The organism is Bacillus cereus group sp. TH152-1LC (assembly GCF_027710505.1).
Classification (GTDB): Bacteria; Bacillota; Bacilli; order Bacillales; family Bacillaceae_G; genus Bacillus_A; species Bacillus_A mobilis.
Genome location: NZ_JAQFNK010000029.1, coordinates 1 through 22,755 on the forward strand (window position 1 = coordinate 1; position 22,755 = coordinate 22,755).

The following is a 22,755-nucleotide window of genomic DNA, read 5'->3' on the forward strand; positions in this document are numbered from 1 at the left end:
TTGCGTTGGGGTGATATCCATGTGAAAAAAATATATTTTTTATTAATTTTTATCTTGAAAATAATTAGTAGGTTTTTATTTTTAAATCCTTCTCATCAAAATTTTTTGTGCCTTGCGTAACATTTTGGTTCTGTGAATTCTTATCCGGCTTTTCAGGCGTTGTACCACAAGCTGCAAGTGAAATTATTATTGCACTTGCCACAATACGCTTGGTAAACATAATAATCCCTCCACTAAATCTCTAGTTAGTAATTTCAGCGCGTATAAAGCGGCCTATAATAGTTAAGATGAGTATTTTTATTTTCTATCCTGTCCTATTTTACTTATACTCAGCAAAATATAACGGATGCTCATTTCGCCTTTACTGCCTCTATCCTTTAGTAAATGATAACTTATTAATATTTAAATCTTCTTCCAACTTACGACCAAAACACATAATACATAGACAATGACAGATACTACAATACAACTTATTATTTGAATAACTGCATTAGGAGTAAAGATTAGTGTTTCAAATATCAAGCTTAATACTTTTCGAAGTGCAGCAATAGGTGTAAATACACAAATGATAGCTACAATGATAATATCTGTAAGCCAACCATACCAAGTACCTTGGATGGTAGTTAATGTATGAACAATCAAAGCAACCATCAGCATAAATACAAATTGACGAATGAAGGCAATACTAACTCCATTTTTATCCCAACCAAAAACACCAAATGGATTGGCTACAAATCCATTATTACCTACAGGTAATAGTTTATCTAAACAAAGATAGCAAAGCGCTGTAAATAGCGAAATAACAAGGGCGAAACCAATATAATTTATAAGGATCCCTCTCATATAATCCAGCTTTTTTACATTAAGATTCATAATTTTCCGGAAATTCTTAGCAGGAATGAGCACCGCACTCATTAAAATTATGATATAAGAGTAAAAACTAAAACTTAAATAAAATTGTCCTTTATTTGTTGTTCCTAATAAATCATTGATTACGTAACTAATTATTTGTAAGACAATCGCTGCGATAAAAATAACGTACGATAATTTTACTTTCTTAAAATTTAGCTTTGCTACAGCAAGTGCATTCATCTTAAGTCCTCCTAATTTTATATTTTCACAATCAAATTCTTTTTATTCTTCTTCAACAAGACTGATGAAGAAATCTTGTAAGCCCAAAGGTGATATCATTACTGTATCTGTATCCTCAATTGGTTTGTCAAAAATGTATTGTGATACAAATCCACCCACATTCTTTTTACCAATAATATTTAGACCTTTCGTTACCTGTTCGACGATATCAACTGGACCTGTTACAGAATAAGCCATTTCATCAATATCAGTGGTATCTGCATATAATTTCAGTTCTCCTTTATCAATGATAAGAAGCTTTTCTGCAACTTTAGAAATTTCATCAATTAAGTGTGTGGACACAATAATAATTTTTGGTTTCTGTTCGTTGCATACTTGTAATAAATCGTAAAAACTATTACGTGTAATAGCATCAAACCCTAAAACTGGTTCATCTAGAATAATTACAGCCTTGTTACTAGCCATTCCAAGGATTGTGTTGACCATAACCTTCATTCCAAATGATGTTTGTTCATACTTTTTGTTTAAATCCAGTTTGAATTTTTCCGCAATTTCAATTGCGAAATTGAGATCAAATTGACTGTGCAATTCTTTTGCAGTCTTGAATAAGTCCCTGATACGCATATTAAAATGTTCTGCATCACTAGGAACAAAATATACTTGCTCTGGCATACGCATCATATTTACGAGGTTCCCCTCAACTCTGACTTCACCAGCACTAGCATTATGGTGACCCGCAATTAATTTGAGAAAGGTAGTTTTTCCTGCCCCATTTTTACCTAGCAAACAGTAAATACCAGGTGAATCCAAGGTTACGGAGAAATTCCGCAACCCTTCATTTTTCCCATAATCTTTAGTTACATTAAATAAATTAATCATCGTTTTCCTCCATTACTAATTTAATTATTTCCTCTCGTGATATACCAATTTTCATCGATTGTCGTATCGTATCTAACAGCTCTTTTTTTCGCTCGTCCAATATGATTTTCTTTGCCTCATTGGTTACTGCCATTCCAATTCCTCGCTTTTTATAGAGCACTCCTTTATCTGCGAGAATCTTAACAGCCTTTACCGATGTAGTTGGGTTTACTGAGAGAAGCTTAGAAATCTGAGTGGTTGAAATAATTAAGTCATCCGGGTTATATGTACCAGATAAAATATCATTTTCAATCATCTCTGCAACCTGTGCAAATACGGGTTTCTCAGTTCTCATGAGCACTTCCTTCCCCCATTGTTATATGGTTAATGATTTGAGCCACTAACCAAATCTACAATATCCCCATCAACTTGTCAATATGCTCATTGGATTTAGGTGCTCTACAAGTAGTTTGAAGTTTTAATTGCTTATATTGTTTAGATCAATAAGAGTTTATATTCTAAATGAAATGATATTTGATTTAACTCTATTACCTGTACAAATACAGAGAATATATACCTTTATTACCACTTCCCCTTCGTTATATGGTTAATGATTTAAGTCACTAACCAAATCTACTATACCCCCATTAACTTGTCAAGATACGAATTTAAAATAGGTGCTCTGCAAATAGTTTAAAGTCTCGATTACTTGTACTGTACAGGTCACTAAAAGTATATGTTCCATCTGAAATGACATTTTAGATAACTCTATAACATGTACAAATGCAGAACTCCAGATCTACTGTAACTATTCCCCTCTAACGTTATATGGTTAATGGTTTAAGTCATTAACTTAATCTACAATACACTTACTGACATGTCAAGGTTCATATTTATGTTGAGCATGCTTTAGATGTCCCTCTTCCTTACCTATAGTTATACATTGCTTACCAATTTATTATTAAAAGAATAAGACGATACGACTTTATTTCAAAGCTATATTAAGTCTACATTTAAAGGATCCTGCATTAGTAGTTGTATTAATTTTTTTTACAGGCATTGGCATATCTTTTTTCTATTGCACATTTGATTTTTCAGCTGTGCTGGCTAAATCATTAGATTTGCATGCTGTCATCCCCATAAATAAAGTGTACCTGTTAGATCTGCTAATAGTTTCTTATTCAAATGTAACATTTATCAATTATAGAAAGTTTAGTTTCCTATTTTGGAATTTTAAAAATTCTAAAATTTCTTTCTATATTCCTTGAAAATATTTCAGAAAACAAATTAATGTTGTTCATAGAATTATTAAAAAAAGGAGCAACTTGTTATTGTTGCCCCCTTTCACATACCAACCTCATGATTTTATTGAAATAATAACCCCAAAAATCACCATGTTTATTAATTTTCTATTAGTCTAATTAATTTTTACCTCCACACATCTTATCTCTCCTTTAATAAGTGAATAATGCCATCTTCTTCGTTCACGTTAAACTTTTAAGGTAGGGAATTTCACTAAAAAACACAAAAAACCCCCGTCCCTATAAAAGGGACGAGAGTTAACCCGCGTTGCCACCCTAGTTGAAAGCATAGAAAATATAAGCTTTCAACTTAAAAAATTAACGGTTTTTAACCGGAAACGATTACTAACTTCACATTGAAGTGTTCCACATTTCGCTCAAGGACAGATTCACAAGTTCTTTCTATCGGTTTGCACCACCCACCGACTCTCTAAAAGAAAAAATACCTGTTACTACTTCCTTTCATCACTTTCAAATAATATATAATTTAATTATCATTACTTTACAATAATTCTATTTATCAAGGAATTATTGTAGCTTTAAAATAAAGTATAGTCAGAACTCTTTAATTAAAAGGCAAAAACATTGTAACTTTTTTATAAAAATCGTGACTTTTTAAAAGCGACATTAAGAATATTCTTCAGATCCTGGAAGCATAAGTTTGCCGCAAACAAAAAGAACCATAACCTTGCCGGAACGGCAAAGTTATGGTTCAAATCACAACAGACGAACTGCTCTGGCATACTAGCAAACGGTTGCCACTTTACCATTCCTCTTCTTTTTGGCATATTAGCATTCTTCACGATTTGTGCCCTCCTAATAATGTGTTTCTATATCTTGTTGTTGCGACGCTTGTGTAGGAAATTCCACGTAGAATACTGTTCTTACCAAATCGTGTTCGAATTTCGTCCATAACCCTCGTTAATCTCATTTCTTTTTCTCTTTGAATAATGTTATCGAAAAGCGAAATTTGCTCTTCTCCTTCATGTATTAAATTTGTTAAGGAAAGACTGATCGATCGAATCGGCTCTCCTGTATGCTTCTCGTGTAAAAAATAGCTACAAACGTTGTAAATGTCCATCGTTAAATTCGTTGCTCTATTTAACGTATGTGCTTTTTTTATTCCTCCTCCGTATTCCTTACTATATCCAACTGAAAAATGAATCGTTTGTGCATATTTCTTTTCTCTTCTCAATCTGTAACAAACTTCTTCTACATGCTCTAGTAAAATAACGATGAACTCTTCTATTGAATAATCACGAAATAATATTTGGCTTTTCGCTATAGATGTTGTCGCTGGAACATATTTCTCTGCTATTCTGCTGAAATCAATCCCGTTACTATGCAAGTGTAATTCTTCTCCTATTACACCAAATGATTGTTTTAAATACTTCAACGGGTATTGTGCTAAATCCCCAATCGTATGTATACCTTTTCGATTTAATTTCATTTCCGTTTTATACGATATACCCCAAAATTTACTGAGTGGTCTAATACTCCATAACTTCTCGGGTATATCGTCATACGTCCACTGCGCTATTCCATCTTTATTCTTTTTCGCTTAAATACACTATTTAAATTTTAAGTATAACTTCATTTTGAAAGGTTGGCAGTTTAAAGAGGAGTAATAGGGGTCACAAGACCCAAAAAAGAAAATTGTACGTTAAGGAATATTTTATATAAAAAAGCGATTCTTTAAATATAAAGAATTGCCTTTTTATATTTTTTCAATTCTCTTACTTCCAGAGATAAGGTGGTTGGATTTCACCTTTAATTGCACGAATCCTCTTAATTGGGTATTTTTCTTCAAGTAAATGCTCTTGTTTTAGCCTGGTTAAAATATCATCTTCATTGATGCTCTTAATGATTGTTTCTAAATTTACTACTGTTGAGGGCATTGTTCGAATGGAGCAAATACATGGTTTCTACTCACCCCGTTGGCAACTGGAAATCATCATTTTATGGAAAACTGATCTCGCAAGCGCTGTATTTTTTGCACCAGAACCACAATTTCTGCTCTATTACACCTAAATACTGACTTTGGTCAATATTAGGTTTTGGCGCAAAAATGATTTCATAAAATTATTAACCTGAACATTCAATGATTGTGAAAATACTGCTCTGAAAAACCAAATAAAAATTACGGGTATTATTAATCAAAATATGTATAATGTTTATAAGTAACCTTATATTTTGTTGTATATTTTAACATTATTGAATGCTTGTAACAGAACCAGTAACAAGTAATGGATCGTACGGATGCTCTCGTAGATGGATAAAAGAACTGTCCCCTCTTTTCTATATATTTTCTTAAGAATAGATTTGTGATTAACAAAATTATTTACACGAAAACATGGGAGAAGCCATATCCGATATTTCCGGCAGCGAATCTTTTTAATTGTAATCTATTTACTATCAAAACTGATTATCCCTGAGCCTCAACATTTTTTATAGGTGTGACTTTCGATTTCCCATTGGTGGATATATTTATTGAAACGTTCAGATCTAATGTATTGTTTTGAAGAGGTATCATTCCTTTTTTTTGATATTTCTTCCATAAAGTTAGCTGATCACGATATAGTAGATGGGATAATTGATAAACATCAATCCCCTTTTCCATCCCTGTTTGATAGGTCATTCTAATTTCTTTTTCAACTAGATTCTCAGCAATTTTTTTAACCTTATGTATAGGCATCGACTTCATTACTTGATACATATCGCCTTCTAGCCGGATATTCATGACAATATGTGGTTTTCCTTTTTCTATAGAAACTTTCGTATCTATTTTAGGATTTTTTAATGTGATTTCTCCAATGGCTTGATTCTTAAATTTTAATAGTAAAGGGGCTCGATTTGTATTTTTGTTAGTCCACCGAACTCCTGCTATATCAGAATCATTTAAATGATTGACATAGGACTTAGCAGCTATACAACCATATCCATTAAATTCTAACATCCGGAATGGTTTATGCCCCTTTTTCCAATGTTCTGTAGTTGTAGCTAAAAAAGGAATCCGAGTTGTCATTCCCGGCTCATAATAATTGGATCGAAACGTATACAGTCGCAAGGGATCCACACTTGCATATTGTCTAATCGTTTCTTGTGGTAAATTCATAAGAGTATATAAAGAAGAAATATTAAATATATTATTCGTTGCTAGTATGTTTTCTAATGGTTCCGTTGTTCCAAATACCCACATCGTGTTTCGAAACTGAAAAAAACGAGAGAGAAAATCATTAAGTTGATTTAAATTACCATTTTTGAGGAATCTTTCCGTCACAACGATACTTTTAATATGTTCCCATGAAACTTGCTGTTGTGTACTTTTATAAAAATCAAAAGCTGTGCCATATAAAATTTCCCCTTCCCCTTTTCCAATATAAACGGGACTGTAATTACGACTTGCGGTTCCTTCTTCTTTCGCCATATTGGTAAAATTAATAAACTGCGGATAAATAATATAATGATTGTCTTTAAAGTCAATTCCTAGGGTATTTATAAATAAAACATGCTCTAATTCTCGTCTATCCCAACAACCTGTGAGTAAAAAAAGAAACATGAGAAGGAATAGCACACCTTTTTTATTTATTTTCATCATTATTTGTCCTTTGCCTTGTATTATCATACGTATGAAGTTCTTTTGGTCGCTTCTTCATCTTTGTGAAAGGAATCCGAAATGTGGATGGTAGCATACTACTAAACATGGGAGGGGAATATGGCGCGAGAAATGGGAGACCGAATGAACGTAAATTTGCTACGTGTATTACAATTACAAGTATGGAAAATATAAAACCTATGATTCCTAAAAAAGAAGACATTAAAAAAACACCATACCGCAAAATACTTAATGACCCAGTAAATGATTGATTGACTAAAGTAAAAGTTGAAACAACGGAAATAGCTATCATGACGACCATCGATGGTGAAACAAATCCAGAACTTATAGCTGCTTGTCCGATAATTAACCCACCTACCACAGATAAAGTTTGTCCAAATGCAGTAGGAATACGTAGGCCTGCTTGTCTTAGCAGTTCAAATAAGGTAATCATAATCAGTCCCTCTAATGGAGCCGGAAAAGGAATCCCTTCTCTTGATAAGCTTAATGTAGCTAGTAATGTGTAAGGAATTTGATCAGGGTGATATGTAACTAAGGCTACCCAAAATCCAGGAAGGAATATAGATATCCCTATTCCAAAAAGACTTAATAATCGTATAAAACTACCGAATAAGTAAAAATAATTTTGATCTTCAGCAGTATTTACAAAAAACGGGAAAGAAACTGGTGCAATCGTTGCAGTCGGTGAACTATCAACTAATAGAATAAAGCGCCCATGCAACAAACAATTCACTGCATAATCTGGTCTACCTGTATATTCAATTAAAGGAAATAAACTAAATTGATTCCCCGTAATGAATTCTTCGATCTGGGCACTTGAAACCACACCATCAATATTAATTTCTTTTAGCTTTAATTGAACTTGACTAATTGTTTCTTGTGATGCTACATCTTTTAGATACAAAAGTCCTACCTTCGTTTGCGTCCTTTCTCCAATAATAAATTCATCGTAGCTAAGTGAGCTTGTTTTGAGCCTTTTTCTAATTAAACCTATATTTGTGCTAAGTTCTTCAACAAACCCATCCCGGCTTCCGCGAATTGTCATTTCTGTATTGGATTGTTCAATAGATCTTGTAGGTAATTTCGCAATATCAATTGTGTACCCTCGTTTATATTCTTGAAAAATAATAAGTAGCTTTCCTTCAAATAGCATTCGAGAAACATTTTCGTTTGAGTTTTCTAACTCTAACGTTGTTACTGGGAACTGAGAGTTAGATGCTAGAAGATTTGAATCTTTAAATGAGCTCTGTAAAAGGTCGTTACACATTTCAGGAGCTATCGCTTGCTTTAACTTTGTATGATCAATTACATGTTGACAATACACCAATAAAATCGTTGTTGTAGTTGTATCTTCACACCATTTACGGTTCATTATTTTTACATCTTTGCAGCCTTCAAACCATACACGGAGTATGGATTCATTTACTTCCACTGTTCTCATCTATATTATCCCCTTTGCATCCATTAACCGAATATATAATATTCTAAGCTCTTTTCTTATTTTTAGAGACCCAAACAAATACAAGTAAAAGCATAGAAAACAAAAATAACCCTATTGCTGAAATTGGTAAAAAAACATAAGATAAAAACCAATAAAAACTGGCATCACTGATGGGTAGTATACAAATAATCACCATAAACATAAGCAATGCAAACCTAATTTGATTACTCGTTTTCCTTTTTGTAACTTGTAACACGTCTGGAATGAGAAAAATAACGAGTGATATACGAATAAAAACCCCTACAAGCCACTGGTACACAGAAAGAAAGTCTAGATGTTCAATATACTTCCCAATTGACACAAGTCGCCATTCTTCAAAGGCTGGATATCTCTGATTTGCAGCCACAAATGGACCAAACTCTACAATAGCTGCCATGGTAGGACCTAGTGTAATACCAGCTAAAATGATTCCGACTATAATCAATTGAGATAATTTAATTTTGGTTCGCATATGATGTTGTAAAAAAAGAATGAAAATTAGTTCGATAAAACCTGCAGCTGGATAAATCATCCCTTTTATTACTGGGTCTATCCCATGCTCCATTATCGGTTTAAGTAAAGAATAATCTTTATGCGGAAAGTTTGCGATCATTACAAAAAATCCAAGCAAAAATACAACCGGTAATAAAATGCCTGTTGTGAGTGCAATAGATTGAACCCCTCTTTGTATATTATAAAAACAGATAATCGATAAAAGTACTCCCAATAATATTCTAGGTGTTTCTGGTAAATAAAAAGAGAAGAATGTTAGTGTTTCTTTTAATGTGACTGTGCCTAGAAAAATTAAATATAAAACAATTATAGAAAGCAATGGATATGTGATAAATCCGCCATAATTTCGCATTAACCACGAGAATAAATGTTCTTCCCTTGTATATTTATGAACGATAAATACACAAGGAATCCAAATAATATACACTAAACTCAAAATTATAATTGAGATCCAGGAATCTCGACCAGAATGATCTAATAACATCGGAATTATAATGACATGATTAATAATTCCAGTACTACCAATAAGGATAAGAGCAATCTGAAAAAAATTAACCATCTGCTTCGCCATATCCACCACCATATTTTGTCATAAAGAAATGTTAGTATTATACTCGGCTCGTTACACATTTATTCAACATGCATCCCTATTTGCAATATTCGACTCTGGTGTAAGGCTCGAATGGTATCAAAATATAAGGTTAATTACGAACATTAAACATTTTTAGATTGCGAAGGATGTATTTTCAAAATCATTGAATGTATAGATTAGAAATTCTATGAAATCATTCTTGCACTGAAACCGAAAAAACAATTGAAAATTGATTATGTAATGCCCTTGATTTGTTAAGTTTTTTCTTTAAGAAATATTTTCAGATGAAAAGGCGACTTTTTTCTATTTAAAGAATCGCCTTTTCATCTTTTTTTAATTCCCTTAATTTTCGATTTGTCCTAAGGGTCATTTTTCATGTTCCTTGGGACATTGCAGTTTTTCGTTTATAACCATTAATTACCCAAAACAAAACAAGAATTTTGTGTAGCTTATTCATTTTTTTATTTTGGGATAGTTTATTTTATGTTAGGTTGATGGGTATGTCGTGTGCCCCCCTATTAAGTGTGTTATTTTAAAACTGATAGAAGGGTATCACATATTTATAAATTTTCATACACTTTCCCAAAATCTTTTTTTAGTTGTGTTTTCAAGTGCTCCTTTTCACTTTCTAATAACTTGTTCTTATGTTTTAAAAGGTTGATCTTATTCTTTAAAGTTTCTATGATTACATCTTTAGAGGCATCCGATGTCTTTCTTTTTATCTTCTTAAAATCATGTATGCCTTCTTGCTGTTGACGTAACTCTTCAATCGTTTTTCTAATTAATAATCTAAAAATTCACAACTAACCTTAGGACTTTTGATGCATAACCCATGATCTAAACGAATAGAGTCCATGTTATGTCGAATCCATTCTAGTTCCAAACCGTTTTCTTCTGCCTGCTCAGGGAGACTAGTTTGTATTAATTCTCCATCTAGACGGTATACCCATTGGCCACAGTAAGACTTTATTTCAAACCCACAAAAAATAGATTACCCCCACACGAAAAAGTATAGTGCGCAGGTAATCTATTTGTTTTTGAGATTAATAAAAAACTAATTTATTTTTTGAATTCTTCCATCAATAACAGACTGAATTGGTTCTTTTGATTTTTTTATATAATCTACTAATGCTTCAAAATCAGTTGGTCCTGTTTCAGCATCTTTACCGTTTTTAAAGGATACAAATCCATCTCCACCTGAAGCTAGAAATGCGTTCGCAACTACGCTGTAAGTTTGAGAAGGAATAATTTCTTCTCCATCTGTTAAGCGAATATTTGTTACTTTTTCTCCATTAGGCTTGTTCGCATCCCAAGTGTATTGGATCCCTGAAATTTGAAGCATTCTTGTTATGTCTTTTTGCCATTGTTGATTTAAAATATCACGAATGTCTTGGCCTGTTAAATTTACTTTTATTAATTGATTTCCGAATGGTTGAATACCATATATCTCTCCCCATGTAATATCACCAGCATCTAAGTCATTACGAATACCACCAGGATTCATAAGTGCAATTTGAGATTGCATTGTTGCGCGCTGAGCATCAGCAACTAAATTTCCAAGAGTAGATTCACCAGCCGTATTTAGTTTGCGATCTAGCGGAGCAATAGACTTACCTACAACTTCATTAACAAGAGGTGCGATTTTTGCTTGATATTTCTCCATCTTCTTCTTTATTTTTTTATCAGGCTCCATGCCTTCATGGTAAGTTGTAACAATTTCTGCTTTTTTCTCAACAATATCTTGTGTCTTACGATCAATCTTTACATCAACATCAGCAAAAGCCATACCATAAGAATTTGCTTGTACGACAAGTTTATTATTAACAGTTCCATTTACATAAGTGTGGCTATGCCCACCAAAAATAACATCAACTTCTGGATCAGTCTCATTTGCTAATCGGACGATATCACCATTTGTTACACCGTTCCCATCTGTTGTACCCCCGTTATGCGCAAGAACAACGATAGATTTAACGCCTAGTTTTTTTAATTGCTTTACGGATTTGTTAATAGCTTCAACTTCATCTGTAATTTCTACATTCTTTAGCATAGTAGGCATAACAAGGTTAGGAACATCCGTTGTTACGACTCCGATAAATCCAACAGGAACTCCTTGTACCTTTTTTATCGTGAATGGTGGTAAAAATAAACGACCGGTGGATTTATTATAGAAATTTGCGGCAACATATGGGAATTTTGCTCCTTTAAAATTCCCTGTTTTCTCATGGTATCCACCATAAATAAGGCGGTTCATTTCCGCAACACCTTCATCAAATTCATGATTTCCTATAGTCCCAACATCGAATTTCAAATCATTTAGAAATTCAATCGTAGGTTCGTCTTGTAATAATGCTGAAACAGGAGTACTTGCTCCAACAACATCGCCAGCATGTACCTTTAATGTATTTGGATTTTGTTTTTCACGATCACGTAAATAAGCCCCTAAGTACTCAATTCCTCCTGCATCTTTATTGTTAATTTTTTTTACAGTGTCTAGTTGGCCATGAAAATCGTTAATACCGAGCATTTGTACATCTATGTAGCGGTTTGGTTCTGTACTTGCTTGGATTGAAGGCGCAGCAAATAGACTAGTAAAAGTAACTGTACTTAATGCTAAAGCAACTGGAATGATTTTTTTCAACATAAAATTTCTCTCCCCTAATTAAAATCTGACATAATACAATGTTATTTTAATATATTAAGAGAATTATTTCTATAAAAATTCGACTAATTATAAAAATTAATAATGTTTTATTTTTTTCTGACAAAAAATCTTTGTTTTGAGGGTAATTCAAATTATTTTCTTTATATTAATATAATAATAAACAAATACATCTAAGAGACCTAAAAAATCTAAACCTTACATTTTAGCTATTAAGAAGAATATTCAATTCGAAACTAATGGAGATTTATCAACCTAACATCTCAATATCACTATTTAAAAAGATGCTCCTGGATTTATCCAAGAGCATCTTTTATAAAGCTTTATTTTAACTTGTTTATACTGATCAATTAACAATTATATAGTTGTAATCAGTCCTTTAAAAATGATAGGAGCGCTTCATTAAATTCTTTGGCATGCGTTGCATTTAGTCCATGTGGACCACCTTTTATTAACGTTACTTTAGAATTAGGAATTGCTTCGTGTGTTAATTTCCCACTATATTCAAATGGTACAGTTGCATCTGAATCACCATGAATAACAAGGGTAGGTATATTAATCTTGGCTAAATCGCCTCTGAAGTCTGTTTTGCTGAAAGCAGCGATACAATCTAGCGTTCCTTTAGGTGATGCACCCGCAACTATATCCCTATTGTAAAGTCGAAATGGTTCACTAACTAAGTCAGTTCGATCTCCAGCAGCAAAAAATCCTTTCGTAAACTCATCAAGGAATGCTAGGCGATCATTTTTTACTCCATTTTCAAATCCTTGAATTGCTACATCATCTAATACACCCTCAGGATGATCTGCTGACTTATAAAGGAATGGTGGTACAGCTCCTGCAAATACAGCCTTCTCTATTCTATTGGTTCCATATTTCCCAATATACCGGGCTACCTCGCCTCCACCCATAGAAAAACCAACGAGTGTGACATTTTGAAGCTCTAACTGTTCTAATAGTTGGTGTAAATCAGAAGTAAAGGTATCATATTCATACCCTTCCCACGGCTGAGATGATTTTCCAAAACCTCGACGATCATATGTTATAACTCTGTATCCAGCCTCAACAAGAGCGGGAACTTGGTATTCCCAAGATCGACCGCTTAACGGCCAACCATGAATGAGTACAATCGGTTTCCCTATACCATGATCCTCATAATATATCTCAATTGGTGCTTGATTTTCGGTTCCTACAGTAATTTTTGCCATTCTCCTACCTCCTTTAATATGTATCCTTTTCTTTAATACTCCCGATGAATCTCATAACCTATTTATGCCCATTTATATTGTGAACTCTGTGCATGAAACTCTATTGTTCCAATGGTTTCATTTTCTGTTTATGGAACAATTCCCCATCTCCTACCTTTTTCATCATGAAGTATTCGCTGAAAATTCCTCCAATTCAATTCTAATAACAAAAATAGGTGACTATCAATATCGTTCTATCTATAGAATGTATAGGTAAAATCAATCCATTTTATAGTGAAAACAACTATAGTTACGACCTATACAAATTATAGATAATTTAGAATTGATTAACCAATTGGTTTTCAAATACTATAAATTTGTATAGCGCTTCATGTTCCGCGAATGCTGCTATATCTCATATGAACGGTCAGTTTAGTTACAAACTAATCGTAACAAACGAAGAAATTTAGGATGATATTCTACTGTTTAAAATTTCTTCGATTACTTAATTTTTAGGAGGAATACATAATGACTGATCTCTATTCTCGTATTAACAAAGATGATGCTGTCGTTCTTTTAGTAGACCATCAAACTGGTCTTATGTCCGGACTAGTACGTGACTATGGTGTTGATGAATTCAAAAACAATGTTTTAGCTCTTGCCCACACTGCTAAGTTTTTTGATTTACCAGTTATTTTAACAACTAGCTTTGAAAACGGACCTAATGGACCTTTAATGCAAGAATTGGTTGATCTCTTTCCTCACGCACAAAAAATAGCTCGACCTGGACAAATTAACGCATGGGATAATGATGATTTTGTAAAAGCAATCGAAGAAACTGGAAAAAAACAACTTATCATCGCGGGCGTAGTTACGGACGTTTGTGTTGCTTTCCCGGCACTTTCTGCTATAAAAGCTGGATATGAAGTATTTGCTGTTACTGATGCTTCAGGAACTTTCAGCAAACAAGTTGCAGATGCTGCCAATACGCGTATGGCACATAATGGCGTACAACTTATGAATTGGTTTAGCATAGCTTGCGAATTACAACGCGATTGGCGCAACGATGTCGAAGGTTTTGGCAATTTACTTGCTAGTAATCTTCCAGGTTATCAAAATATAATTGGAAGCTATTTAGGAGCTCAGCGCGATCTTAGTAAACAAAATGCATAAATGTATGCCAAAGAAATAGCTTTAAATTACTTTTTTAAAGTAGATAGTATAGATTTAGTGCTGATTAAATCAGCACTAAATTTTAAATTAAAAAGTATAGCAAAGCTTTTATTTTTATGATTACAGCTTAAATTAAATTTTTGAAAATAATAAAAAAAGGAGCGTTTTATTATGAGTAATTTAGAATTATTAAATCCGGAGAACAGTGCCTTAATTTTGATTGATTTTCAACCTCAAATGACTTTTGGAGTTGCAAGTATTGATAGACAAACATTGATTAATAACGTTATGTTGCTTGCTAAATCAGCAAAAACTTTTAACGTACCTACTATTCTTACTACAGTTGAGACACGCAGCTTTTCTGGTTATTTTTGGCCGCAAATTCTTGACATATTCCCAAACCATGAAATTATAGAACGCAGTTCAATGAACTCTTGGGAAGATCCAAAATTTGTTGAAGCAGTTAAAGCAACAGGTAGAAAGAAATTAATATTTGCAGCACTTTGGACTGAAGTTTGCCTTGCATTCCCTGTGCTTGAAGCAATTAAAGCTGGCTATGAGGTGTATGCAGTTGATGATGCTTCAGGTGGTACTAGTTTGACAGCACATAACGCTGCTATGCGTCGTGTAGAACAAGCTGGTGCAATTCCAGTGACAGCAATTCAAGTTTTACTTGAATACCAACGTGACTGGGCACACAAAGACACTTATGATGCTGTAATGGAGATTGTAAAGGAACACACTGGTGCTTATGGTCAAGGTGTAGAATACGCATATACTATGGTGCATGGCGCGCTTCCAAGCAGGAAAATATGAAACACGAAGGAATAGCTGTCGAAGAGACTCATACAGGGAACACGATGGATGCTACCGATCCAGTAACAACGATTGTTACATGGGAAATTCAACAAGGTAAAGAAAAACAGTTTGAAACATGGAGACATGAAATCGAAGCTGCCGCTACTAAATTCCCAGGTCATTTAGGTGTAAATCTAATAGTCCCAAATAACGAATCCAGAGAGTATACTGTTATTTTTCGCTTTGATACGTATGAGCATCTACGTGCTTGGCAAGAATCAGATGTTCGCCGGGATTTGTTAAAAAAGGCAGAACAATTTCAAGCTACTAATCCAAGTTACAAAACTGAAAGTAGTTTGGCTTATTGGTTTGTTACTCCGAAAACGCCAATTCCACCGCAAAAATGGAAAATGTCTATCGTTACCCTTCTGGGTGTATGGCCTCTTAGCATGTTAGTTCCTAAATTGATAGGACCTATTATAAAACATATGAATCCTATTATGTCCGCTTTTTTTGTTTCTGTATGTATAGTGTCCTTGCTATCATGGGTAGTTATGCCGATTTTCGGTAAATTATTTCATCCATGGTTACAAAATAATAGGAAGTAGACGAGGTGTGAATATGAATTTGCCGGATATGATCTTATATAACGGAAAAATTACTACCCTTGATCCCTCTCAACCTGAGGTATCTGCTATCGCCATAACTGATGGTTTAATAACTGCAGTAGGTGGAGATGAGCTTCTTAATAGTGCCACAGAAAAAACAAAAAAAATAGACCTTAAAAGAAAGAGAGCTATTCCAGGCCTGAATGACTCTCATATACACGTTATTCGTGGCGGTCTTCATTATAATATGGAATTACGATGGGAAGGTGTGCCTTCACTTGCCATAGCTCTCGAAATGCTCAAAGAACAGGCAAGGCGTACACCTGCTCCTCAGTGGGTAAGAGTAGTTGGAGGTTGGTCTGAATTTCAATTTAAAGAGAGACGGTTGCCAACTTTAGAAGAAATTAATGCTGTTTCTGAAGACACACCTGTCTTTGTGCTACATCTTTACGATAGAGCACTTGTAAATCGTGCTGGGCTGCGTGCACTGGGATACACAAAAGATACCCCAGACTCTCCAGGCTGCTTAATTGAGCGAGATAAACGAGGTAATCCAACGGGCCTTTTAATTGCGAATCCTAACGCTTCTATTCTTTATTCAAGTTTGGGTAAAGCACCAATACTTAATTTTGACGACCAGATTAATTCAACTCGCCATTTTATGCGCGAATTAAATAGATTAGGTATTACAAGTGCTATTGACGCAGGTGGCGGATTCCAAAATTATCCTGATGACTACAAAGTTGTTGAACATTTAGCCGAGAAGGAACAATTAACTTTGCGTATTGCTTATAATCTATTTACACAAAATCCTAATCATGAATATGAAGACTTTGCTTCATGGGCCAAAATTGTTTCTCCAGGTCAAGGAACTGATAAGTATAAAATGAATGGTGCCGGAGAAATGTTAGTATTCTCGGCAGCCGATTTTGAAAAATTTCAAATGCCACGGCCTGAACTAGCTACGATGATGGAAGCTGACTTAAAGAAAGTAATTTCTCTATTGGTAGAAAACTGTTGGCCATTCCGTTTACATGCAACTTATGACGAGTCAATCACACGTTTCTTAAATGTATTTGAGGAAGTCAATAAAGAAATTCCTTTTAATGGTCTACGATGGTGGTTTGACCATGCAGAAACAATCTCAGATCGTAGTATGGAACGTGTTAAGGCTTTAAATGGCGGTATTGCCATCCAAGACCGCATGGCTTTTCAAGGTGAATACTTTGTTGATTTATACGGAAAGGAAGCTGCAAAGCGTACTCCTCCGATTTATCGTATGTTAGACCTAGGTATACCTGTTGGCGCCGGTAGTGATGCAACTAGAGTTTCCAGCTATAACCCTTGGGTCGCTCTTTACTGGATGGTTGCCGGAAAAACCATTGGTGGACTTTCGATATACGATGAGAAAAATAAACTTGATAGAAAAGTAGCCCTGGAATTATATTCAAAAGGAAGTGCGTGGTTCTCTGATGATGAAGGTAAAAAAGGAACTCTTGCAGTAGGTCAGTTTGCTGATCTTGCTGTATTGTCTGCTGACTACTTTACTGTACCAGAAGAAGAAATCAAGAACCTTGAATCATTACTCACCATTATGGGTGGGCAGGTTGTTTATGGAAATGATGAATTTAAAAATTTATCACCTGAATTGCCGCCAGCATCACCTGATTGGTCACCGACAGGAGTTTATGGTTATGGTGGTGCTAACCTAGCCCACACTATACTTTCTCATGACAGCCATGATCACAAGTTACATAGTTGCAGTAACCCTCTCCATCAACACACTCATACCGTAATAGGAAAAGATGGAACTAAATGGGGTATTGGTTGTACTTGCTTTGCTTTCTAAGTCAAAACCACCGGTATAATGCCGGTGGTTTTCTTTGTGCAATAAGGATACTTAGAAAGAAATAGCAGTATATCCCTAATGGAATCTATTACTATGCGATAAGACCGAAGAGTTAATTGATTAACTTGACTTGTTTTTCACAGCCTTCTCTCCTTGCAAAGTCTGCCCTTTTTCCCTTAAGTAAAAGTCAATGGTATTCCGGTTTGAAGTGACTATACCCCACATATAAAGTGAAACTTTAATCAGTGGGGGTTTTCTTCATCCCCCACTGATTATTAGTTGAACCAATCGGACTTTTATGGGCAGTTGATCCCCCACCTAAATTCTTTGCTTTCGCTGAATTTTGAGGTAGGAGTCTTACTGCCCATTAAAGTGGGATAAATCTACTTGCCCTTTGACTGTAATTTAGGTCTTATCCCAAGAGTTATGTATCATTTTTAATTCTCACACTATAATCATTATTATTTCTATTATACTAATACCTTTTCAGGATTATGTAACTTCTGCATAAAGATCCGTGCTGCAAAACTTAAAAATTTATCATCAAAATGAATCAGATTAATATCTTGACTTGGTGTTGGATCAATAATACGAACTATGCTCAAAGTATCATTATTAACAAAGTCAACTAGTGAAAGAGGTATTATAGCAACACCGTGTCCATTGTGTACAAGGCTCAATAAAGAAATAGAAGATTTTGTTTCTATATTTGCTTCAGATAAAGATAACCCTAAACTCTCACAATATATTTTAATAGATTCACGACAACTACATGAAACCATTATTCTACTCAGCCCTACTAATTCTCGAAAAGAAACCGATGATGTTTCATTCAAAGGATGATTTTTTGGAATGACAAGGACGAGCTCTTCGCTATACAAAAGGGTGCTTGTTAATGTGTCTGGAATTTGAGCACTACGCGTGATCCCTATATCAATATTTTTATCAACGATTTGATTTACAGCAACTTCGGATTCTATAATTTTTACTACGATGTTGGGATAATGTTGTTGAAACTTCATAATATAAGGTGTTAAATAGGTGAGATCCTCTAATAAACCTCCTATAGTAATTACACCTCTTTTTACACCCTTTAATTCAAAAATTTCATTATAAACGTCATCAAATTGTTGCATGATAAATTTTCCTTTATCAAATAGCAGCTTACCCGCTTCTGTCATTTTGATACCTCTTCCAACTCGATGAAACAAAGGTGTATCAAGTTCACCTTCTAACACACGGATTTGTTGACTTAAAGTCGGCTGTGAAATACCTAGAACTTCCGCAGCTTTAGTAAAACTATTATTATTACAAACTTGAATAAAATACTCTAAATGACGTAATTCCATTCTTGATACCCACTCTCCGCTTTATGAAAGATTTATAATGAAAAGGACAATATGTATACGTTAATATAACAATCTCACTTCTCGCTATACCACTTGAAATTATATGATTTATTAATTTTGTATTACAATACATTTACTACCACTTATTAATTTTTCCTCCTATTTATTTAATTTATATTTAATTAGGATATTACTAAACAGAAATAACCTCTAAAAACTTACAATTTCTGTGTGTAACATCCTAACTTTTTCAACTGTTTAATTATCATTTTTTCTCCCTATAGTCCAAACTATCAAATATTTGCCGAATCCCCTCTTTATGCTGAGGAAAAATAGTATCCATCAATTCAATACCTTCTGAAATATTTGACGCATACGTAATACTACTTCTCTCTAAGTTTTTGTATAGGCTGATCACTTTTACTACATAGTATAGCTCAAGCACTGCAAATTCAGTTGGATTAAGTCCATAAATTTTTGTAACCTTTTCAATACATTTAATGATTGACTGTACTGCCCTTGATAATATAACGAGTAACTTTAAAGATAAGCTTTCATCTTTAATCATGCTCACAATTCCCAATCCTTTACAAGTTATCTCGAATTCGAGATTCATTATATTATCGTCGTAATATTATGTCAATAATCCGTTTTAGCGTTATCAAGCCACTTATAATTTATTTCTCAACATAAGACATATGGAATTAAAAGAAAACAATTGTTACTATATAAGTATCTCAATTACGTTATTTCTTTTAAAGAGAGCTTGTCTTCTAACGCAAGTTCTCTTTTGTCATATTCTAAATTGAATCGGGACAAATTGCAGATGATGCGTCTGCCTATGTATATGATATAGTTTAAAAAAAGATTAGAGCCCTCCTACAAAAAGAAGAGCTCTAATCTTTCATAAATATTACTAACCATATTTATGTTAATATCTATCATATATTTTTAAAATAAGATTAATTAGATTTAAAAAAAGATTTCTTTTTCTTTACTCGTAATAAATCACCTGTCCATCCCTTGAATCGCATATACAAATACATACTCCCTGTTGTGAAAATAATAAATAAGAGAGCGATTAAATAGCTATATTTCCATTCTAGTTCAGGCATATATTTAAAATTCATCCCCCACAATGCTCCTAAAGCTGTCAACGGCGTACTTACAGCAGTTAATACAGTAAGAGCTTTCATAATTTCATTCCCACGATGAGAAGAAACAACTTCTTGTAAATGAATCATCGTGTCTAATTCTTCTTGGTACTCTTTAACGAGTTGTAATCCACGCTCTAATTTTACGTGTGTTTGTTTATAACAAAGGGTGTTTGTTATGTTTTCTAACCAAGCTTCCTCCAAGCCTTGTAACACTTCTTGTATTAAGCGAAACACATGTGTATTCATAAATAATTCATGACGAATATGATAAATTCTTTCTAAAACTGCTATGTTATTATGATGATAAAAATCCCATAATACATTTCTGAAATTGTTTTCGAAATAGTCAACCTTTCGTAAATAGTGAGATATAAACATTGATAAGATGGCACATAACCCTTCAGCGGAACTATTACAATTTTTTGTACCCATAGGGAAATTATGTATTAATTTTTGAAAACCCTCTTCCTCTTTTTCCTGGACCGTTATCAGTATTCCATGAGCTACGAAATAATGAAGAAATTTTTGAATTTTGGCGTCCTTTTTATCTTGATCATATAAAAACGAACCATATACACAAGTTTGACTTGGTGATAACGTATAAACATATAATCCATTTTCACAAGGAGAACTTATTTTTTTTACAAATTGAGAGAAATAAGATGTTACATCAGGAGGGATTATAGAAGAAAGTTTTTCAAGTTCACTAGTTTTCACATGATACCAATCCCATTTCGGCATTTTTATGCATTCCATATTATTCTTCCTTTCTGAATAGTTTTATGTTTGATCGAATCATATCCGTAATATGAAATTTATATGTAGGTATTCATGTCTTAGAGGAAAAGTTTTTAGATCCTCTAAATTACAAGCTAAATGGCATAGGAGGTCTTCTTCTGTTACAAGGAAGACCCCCTATATATTAGTTATTTGTATTCTAAATTTTAAATATTTCCTCTATACAAGCACTTTTCATCTTTTCTTATTTATATGTGGAAAAGAACCACATACTTTGGCAAGTCAATTCAACGAAATCCATTTCGGTCGTTATTATAATTTGGATTCATATGCAGATTGATTGGTGATGTCGTCAAACACTTGACTTCCAATCATATAGTATCCATGAAGTGCAGCCTCTTTTGAAGCGTCTACCATACGGAAAGAAGCAATTTCACCTTGCATTTTTTCAATTCGTTTTTTGTGGATATCTACTATTCCTCCTGTCCAAATAATAGTATCATACTGGTCTAACTTAAATTGTTCTTGTACTACACGCATGACGTCTTGGAAGTGTGCATCCAACTCTTTTTGAATTAAAATATCAACCTGACTTGTCTCATAATTTTCTTCTCGATCTCCATATCCTTTTTCTAATATGTTTGGCATGTCGTTAATATGCAATTGATTACTTTCACCCGCATGATTTTGCAGGATATTCTTAATATTTTTCAAAGGCTTGCTACATCCTAGTTCCGTCTCATAATGGTTTAAAATGACATTCTGTTTCATATCTGTCATTTCTAATGTACGAAATCCACCATCAATAATTAAGATACGATCTTGTTCCTGAATGATTCCCTCTTTTAAGAAATAGGCATGTAAAGCGACCGGTTGCTGAAGAATCAAAGCATTTTCCACCGTAATATTAATAAATTTTCCATCGATTTGCACGGAAGTTTCTTTTTTTAGTGCACGTTGTAATTGCTCATGCTGACTACCAAAATAAGTAACGGGAAGCCCGGTAACAACTAAAGGTAACACGATATTTTCTTTATAATCCTTTGCAATGCAACCAAATATTTGTTGTTTAAACTGTTCGCTTTCATAATAATTTTCTATTTCTTCGTCAAATGGAGGAAGAAATGAAGCGTCAGATTGATGTGCTTCATTTCCCATGTAGTATGCAAAGTCTAAATCTATAAAACTTACCTTTGTTAAATCTTCACTTTCAGCATGATTAGGTACAGGGGCTAGTGTGGAAGCTTCACTCTTAATCGTCACCTCAGAATCTATATCCTGTCGATATGCCCGCTTAGTAAAACCAATTCCTACATCAATTGCATACAGAGATTTCATACTTTTTTCCTCACTTTCTCTTTTTAGAATTAAATCTAAGCACTCTCTTCTTTCATTTTTTCATCTTTTTTCTTTTTGTTATTTTCGTTTTCTGTTAAGTCTTTAATGGTAGAAATGACAACTGGTGTGGCTGTAAGCAGTTGCGGTAATGTTTGTTTTGCAACATTAGCTGCAGTTACAGAGAATTGTTTACTTGTCTCAGTTACCTTCTCTAATGTTTCCTTTATGTTTCCTTCTTGTAGTTTGTCTTTTACGCTTTTTCCTTTTGTTTGTATAACTTTCCGATTTTCTTTTTTTAATAGGGAAACCATAACTCCGGTCGTAATCCCAATCACAGCATATTTAAATATTGTATGTTTCATTTTTCTCACCCTTCTCTACTTTTATTTTCTTCCATGCTACAACCTAAAATAATTAACTTATCTATTTATCAGATATTGCAAT

The 22,755-nt window shown here is 33.7% G+C and carries 17 protein-coding genes, 3 pseudogenes and 1 other annotated feature; of the genes and pseudogenes, 4 read left to right on the top strand and 16 right to left on the bottom strand.

The genetic code is table 11. The features are described 5' to 3' along the window. Positions 1-64: 64 nt before the first annotated feature. The 11 genes and pseudogenes from PDL00_RS31110 to PDL00_RS31160 form a co-directional block, all read right to left on the bottom strand. Positions 65-220 (bottom strand): hypothetical protein, encoded by a 156-nt coding sequence (locus PDL00_RS31110; RefSeq protein WP_270733395.1) that lies wholly within the window; start codon positions 218-220, stop codon positions 65-67. A 182-nt stretch (positions 221-402) separates the two neighbouring features. Next, positions 403-1,092 carry a permease gene (locus PDL00_RS31115; protein ID WP_098629509.1) on the bottom strand — a complete coding sequence of 230 codons (690 nt, stop codon included), beginning with the start codon at positions 1,090-1,092 and terminating at the stop codon, positions 403-405. A gap of 42 nt (positions 1,093-1,134) precedes the next feature. Further along, on the bottom strand, positions 1,135-1,971 hold the full coding sequence (locus tag PDL00_RS31120) for an ATP-binding cassette domain-containing protein (protein WP_078172943.1): 837 nt from the start codon (positions 1,969-1,971) through the stop codon (positions 1,135-1,137). Continuing rightward, positions 1,964-2,305: a GntR family transcriptional regulator gene (locus PDL00_RS31125; RefSeq protein ID WP_002160770.1), complete on the bottom strand. Its 342-nt coding sequence runs from the start codon at positions 2,303-2,305 to the stop codon at positions 1,964-1,966. The genes PDL00_RS31120 and PDL00_RS31125 overlap by 8 nt, the downstream gene beginning before the upstream one ends. Before the next feature lie 1,190 nt (positions 2,306-3,495). Beyond that, positions 3,496-3,726: a binding site (T-box leader), on the bottom strand. Between the two features lie 247 nt (positions 3,727-3,973). Next, positions 3,974-4,054, bottom strand: a pseudogene (locus PDL00_RS31130) (YolD-like family protein); the annotation flags it as partial. Beyond that, positions 4,051-4,812, bottom strand: a pseudogene (locus PDL00_RS31135) (DinB/UmuC family translesion DNA polymerase); the annotation flags it as partial. The pseudogenes PDL00_RS31135 and PDL00_RS31130, both read right to left, overlap by 4 nt. Before the next feature lie 864 nt (positions 4,813-5,676). Beyond that, positions 5,677-6,846, bottom strand: coding sequence for a Ger(x)C family spore germination protein (locus PDL00_RS31140; RefSeq protein ID WP_270733402.1), 1,170 nt, complete (start codon positions 6,844-6,846; stop codon positions 5,677-5,679). Then, a complete protein-coding gene (gerXA, locus tag PDL00_RS31145) occupies positions 6,833-8,308 on the bottom strand; it encodes a spore germination protein GerXA (protein WP_270733404.1) in 1,476 nt (491 codons plus the stop codon). Before gerXA ends, PDL00_RS31140 begins: the two co-directional genes overlap by 14 nt. Before the next feature lie 43 nt (positions 8,309-8,351). After that, positions 8,352-9,419 (bottom strand): spore germination protein GerXB, encoded by a 1,068-nt coding sequence (gene gerXB, locus PDL00_RS31150; protein WP_270733450.1) that lies wholly within the window; start codon positions 9,417-9,419, stop codon positions 8,352-8,354. Positions 9,420-10,506: 1,087 nt separating this feature from the next. After that, positions 10,507-12,096: a bifunctional metallophosphatase/5'-nucleotidase gene (locus tag PDL00_RS31155; protein WP_270733406.1), complete on the bottom strand. Its 1,590-nt coding sequence runs from the start codon at positions 12,094-12,096 to the stop codon at positions 10,507-10,509. 389 nt (positions 12,097-12,485) lie between these two features. Further along, entirely contained in the window at positions 12,486-13,322 is an 837-nt protein-coding gene (locus PDL00_RS31160) for an alpha/beta fold hydrolase (protein ID WP_270733407.1), read from the bottom strand. Positions 13,323-13,829: 507 nt separating this feature from the next. On the opposite strand from PDL00_RS31160, the gene ycaC reads away from it, so the two are divergent. From ycaC to PDL00_RS31180, 4 genes are all read left to right on the top strand, one after another. Next, complete coding sequence (gene ycaC, locus PDL00_RS31165) at positions 13,830-14,474, top strand: isochorismate family cysteine hydrolase YcaC (protein ID WP_242251388.1); 645 nt, start codon at positions 13,830-13,832, stop codon at positions 14,472-14,474. A gap of 171 nt (positions 14,475-14,645) precedes the next feature. After that, positions 14,646-15,290 carry a hydrolase gene (locus PDL00_RS31170; RefSeq protein ID WP_000067162.1) on the top strand — a complete coding sequence of 215 codons (645 nt, stop codon included), beginning with the start codon at positions 14,646-14,648 and terminating at the stop codon, positions 15,288-15,290. Then, positions 15,287-15,880 carry an antibiotic biosynthesis monooxygenase gene (locus tag PDL00_RS31175; protein ID WP_270733408.1) on the top strand — a complete coding sequence of 198 codons (594 nt, stop codon included), beginning with the start codon at positions 15,287-15,289 and terminating at the stop codon, positions 15,878-15,880. The genes PDL00_RS31170 and PDL00_RS31175 overlap by 4 nt, the downstream gene beginning before the upstream one ends. Before the next feature lie 13 nt (positions 15,881-15,893). Next, on the top strand, positions 15,894-17,729 hold the full coding sequence (locus PDL00_RS31180; RefSeq protein ID WP_270733410.1) for an amidohydrolase: 1,836 nt from the start codon (positions 15,894-15,896) through the stop codon (positions 17,727-17,729). A 470-nt stretch (positions 17,730-18,199) separates the two neighbouring features. Here PDL00_RS31180 and PDL00_RS31185 read toward each other — a convergent pair whose 3' ends face one another. The 5 genes and pseudogenes from PDL00_RS31185 to PDL00_RS31205 all read right to left on the bottom strand — a co-directional run bounded on the left by PDL00_RS31185 (position 18,200) and on the right by PDL00_RS31205 (position 22,673). Beyond that, positions 18,200-19,078, bottom strand: coding sequence for a LysR family transcriptional regulator (locus PDL00_RS31185; protein ID WP_270733412.1), 879 nt, complete (start codon positions 19,076-19,078; stop codon positions 18,200-18,202). A 218-nt stretch (positions 19,079-19,296) separates the two neighbouring features. After that, positions 19,297-19,652: pseudogene (locus tag PDL00_RS31190) on the bottom strand (MarR family transcriptional regulator). Between the two features lie 388 nt (positions 19,653-20,040). Continuing rightward, positions 20,041-20,991 carry a magnesium transporter CorA family protein gene (locus PDL00_RS31195; RefSeq protein WP_270733415.1) on the bottom strand — a complete coding sequence of 317 codons (951 nt, stop codon included), beginning with the start codon at positions 20,989-20,991 and terminating at the stop codon, positions 20,041-20,043. Positions 20,992-21,285: 294 nt separating this feature from the next. Beyond that, the gene (locus PDL00_RS31200; protein WP_270733416.1) at positions 21,286-22,311 is read right to left on the bottom strand and encodes a ParM/StbA family protein; all 1,026 of its coding nucleotides are present in this window, start codon (positions 22,309-22,311) and stop codon (positions 21,286-21,288) included. A 35-nt stretch (positions 22,312-22,346) separates the two neighbouring features. Continuing rightward, positions 22,347-22,673, bottom strand: coding sequence for a peptidase U61 (locus tag PDL00_RS31205; RefSeq protein WP_270733417.1), 327 nt, complete (start codon positions 22,671-22,673; stop codon positions 22,347-22,349). Positions 22,674-22,755: the final 82 nt, after the last annotated feature.

What these genes read in the sequence shown, in the direction of transcription:
- PDL00_RS31160 (WP_270733407.1), bottom strand. Translation starts at nt 13,322, where the DNA reads ATGGCAAAAATTACTGTAGGAACCGAAAATCAAGCACCAATTGAGATA.
- PDL00_RS31195 (WP_270733415.1), bottom strand. Translation starts at nt 20,991, where the DNA reads ATGGAATGCATAAAAATGCCGAAATGGGATTGGTATCATGTGAAAACT.
- PDL00_RS31125 (WP_002160770.1), bottom strand. Translation starts at nt 2,305, where the DNA reads ATGAGAACTGAGAAACCCGTATTTGCACAGGTTGCAGAGATGATTGAA.
- PDL00_RS31120 (WP_078172943.1), bottom strand. Translation starts at nt 1,971, where the DNA reads ATGATTAATTTATTTAATGTAACTAAAGATTATGGGAAAAATGAAGGG.
- ycaC (WP_242251388.1), top strand. Translation starts at nt 13,830, where the DNA reads ATGACTGATCTCTATTCTCGTATTAACAAAGATGATGCTGTCGTTCTT.
- PDL00_RS31155 (WP_270733406.1), bottom strand. Translation starts at nt 12,096, where the DNA reads ATGTTGAAAAAAATCATTCCAGTTGCTTTAGCATTAAGTACAGTTACT.
- PDL00_RS31175 (WP_270733408.1), top strand. Translation starts at nt 15,287, where the DNA reads ATGAAACACGAAGGAATAGCTGTCGAAGAGACTCATACAGGGAACACG.
- gerXB (WP_270733450.1), bottom strand. Translation starts at nt 9,419, where the DNA reads ATGGTTAATTTTTTTCAGATTGCTCTTATCCTTATTGGTAGTACTGGA.
- PDL00_RS31200 (WP_270733416.1), bottom strand. Translation starts at nt 22,311, where the DNA reads ATGAAATCTCTGTATGCAATTGATGTAGGAATTGGTTTTACTAAGCGG.
- PDL00_RS31185 (WP_270733412.1), bottom strand. Translation starts at nt 19,078, where the DNA reads ATGGAATTACGTCATTTAGAGTATTTTATTCAAGTTTGTAATAATAAT.
- PDL00_RS31170 (WP_000067162.1), top strand. Translation starts at nt 14,646, where the DNA reads ATGAGTAATTTAGAATTATTAAATCCGGAGAACAGTGCCTTAATTTTG.
- PDL00_RS31115 (WP_098629509.1), bottom strand. Translation starts at nt 1,092, where the DNA reads ATGAATGCACTTGCTGTAGCAAAGCTAAATTTTAAGAAAGTAAAATTA.
- PDL00_RS31110 (WP_270733395.1), bottom strand. Translation starts at nt 220, where the DNA reads ATGTTTACCAAGCGTATTGTGGCAAGTGCAATAATAATTTCACTTGCA.
- PDL00_RS31205 (WP_270733417.1), bottom strand. Translation starts at nt 22,673, where the DNA reads ATGAAACATACAATATTTAAATATGCTGTGATTGGGATTACGACCGGA.
- PDL00_RS31180 (WP_270733410.1), top strand. Translation starts at nt 15,894, where the DNA reads ATGAATTTGCCGGATATGATCTTATATAACGGAAAAATTACTACCCTT.
- PDL00_RS31140 (WP_270733402.1), bottom strand. Translation starts at nt 6,846, where the DNA reads ATGAAAATAAATAAAAAAGGTGTGCTATTCCTTCTCATGTTTCTTTTT.
- gerXA (WP_270733404.1), bottom strand. Translation starts at nt 8,308, where the DNA reads ATGAGAACAGTGGAAGTAAATGAATCCATACTCCGTGTATGGTTTGAA.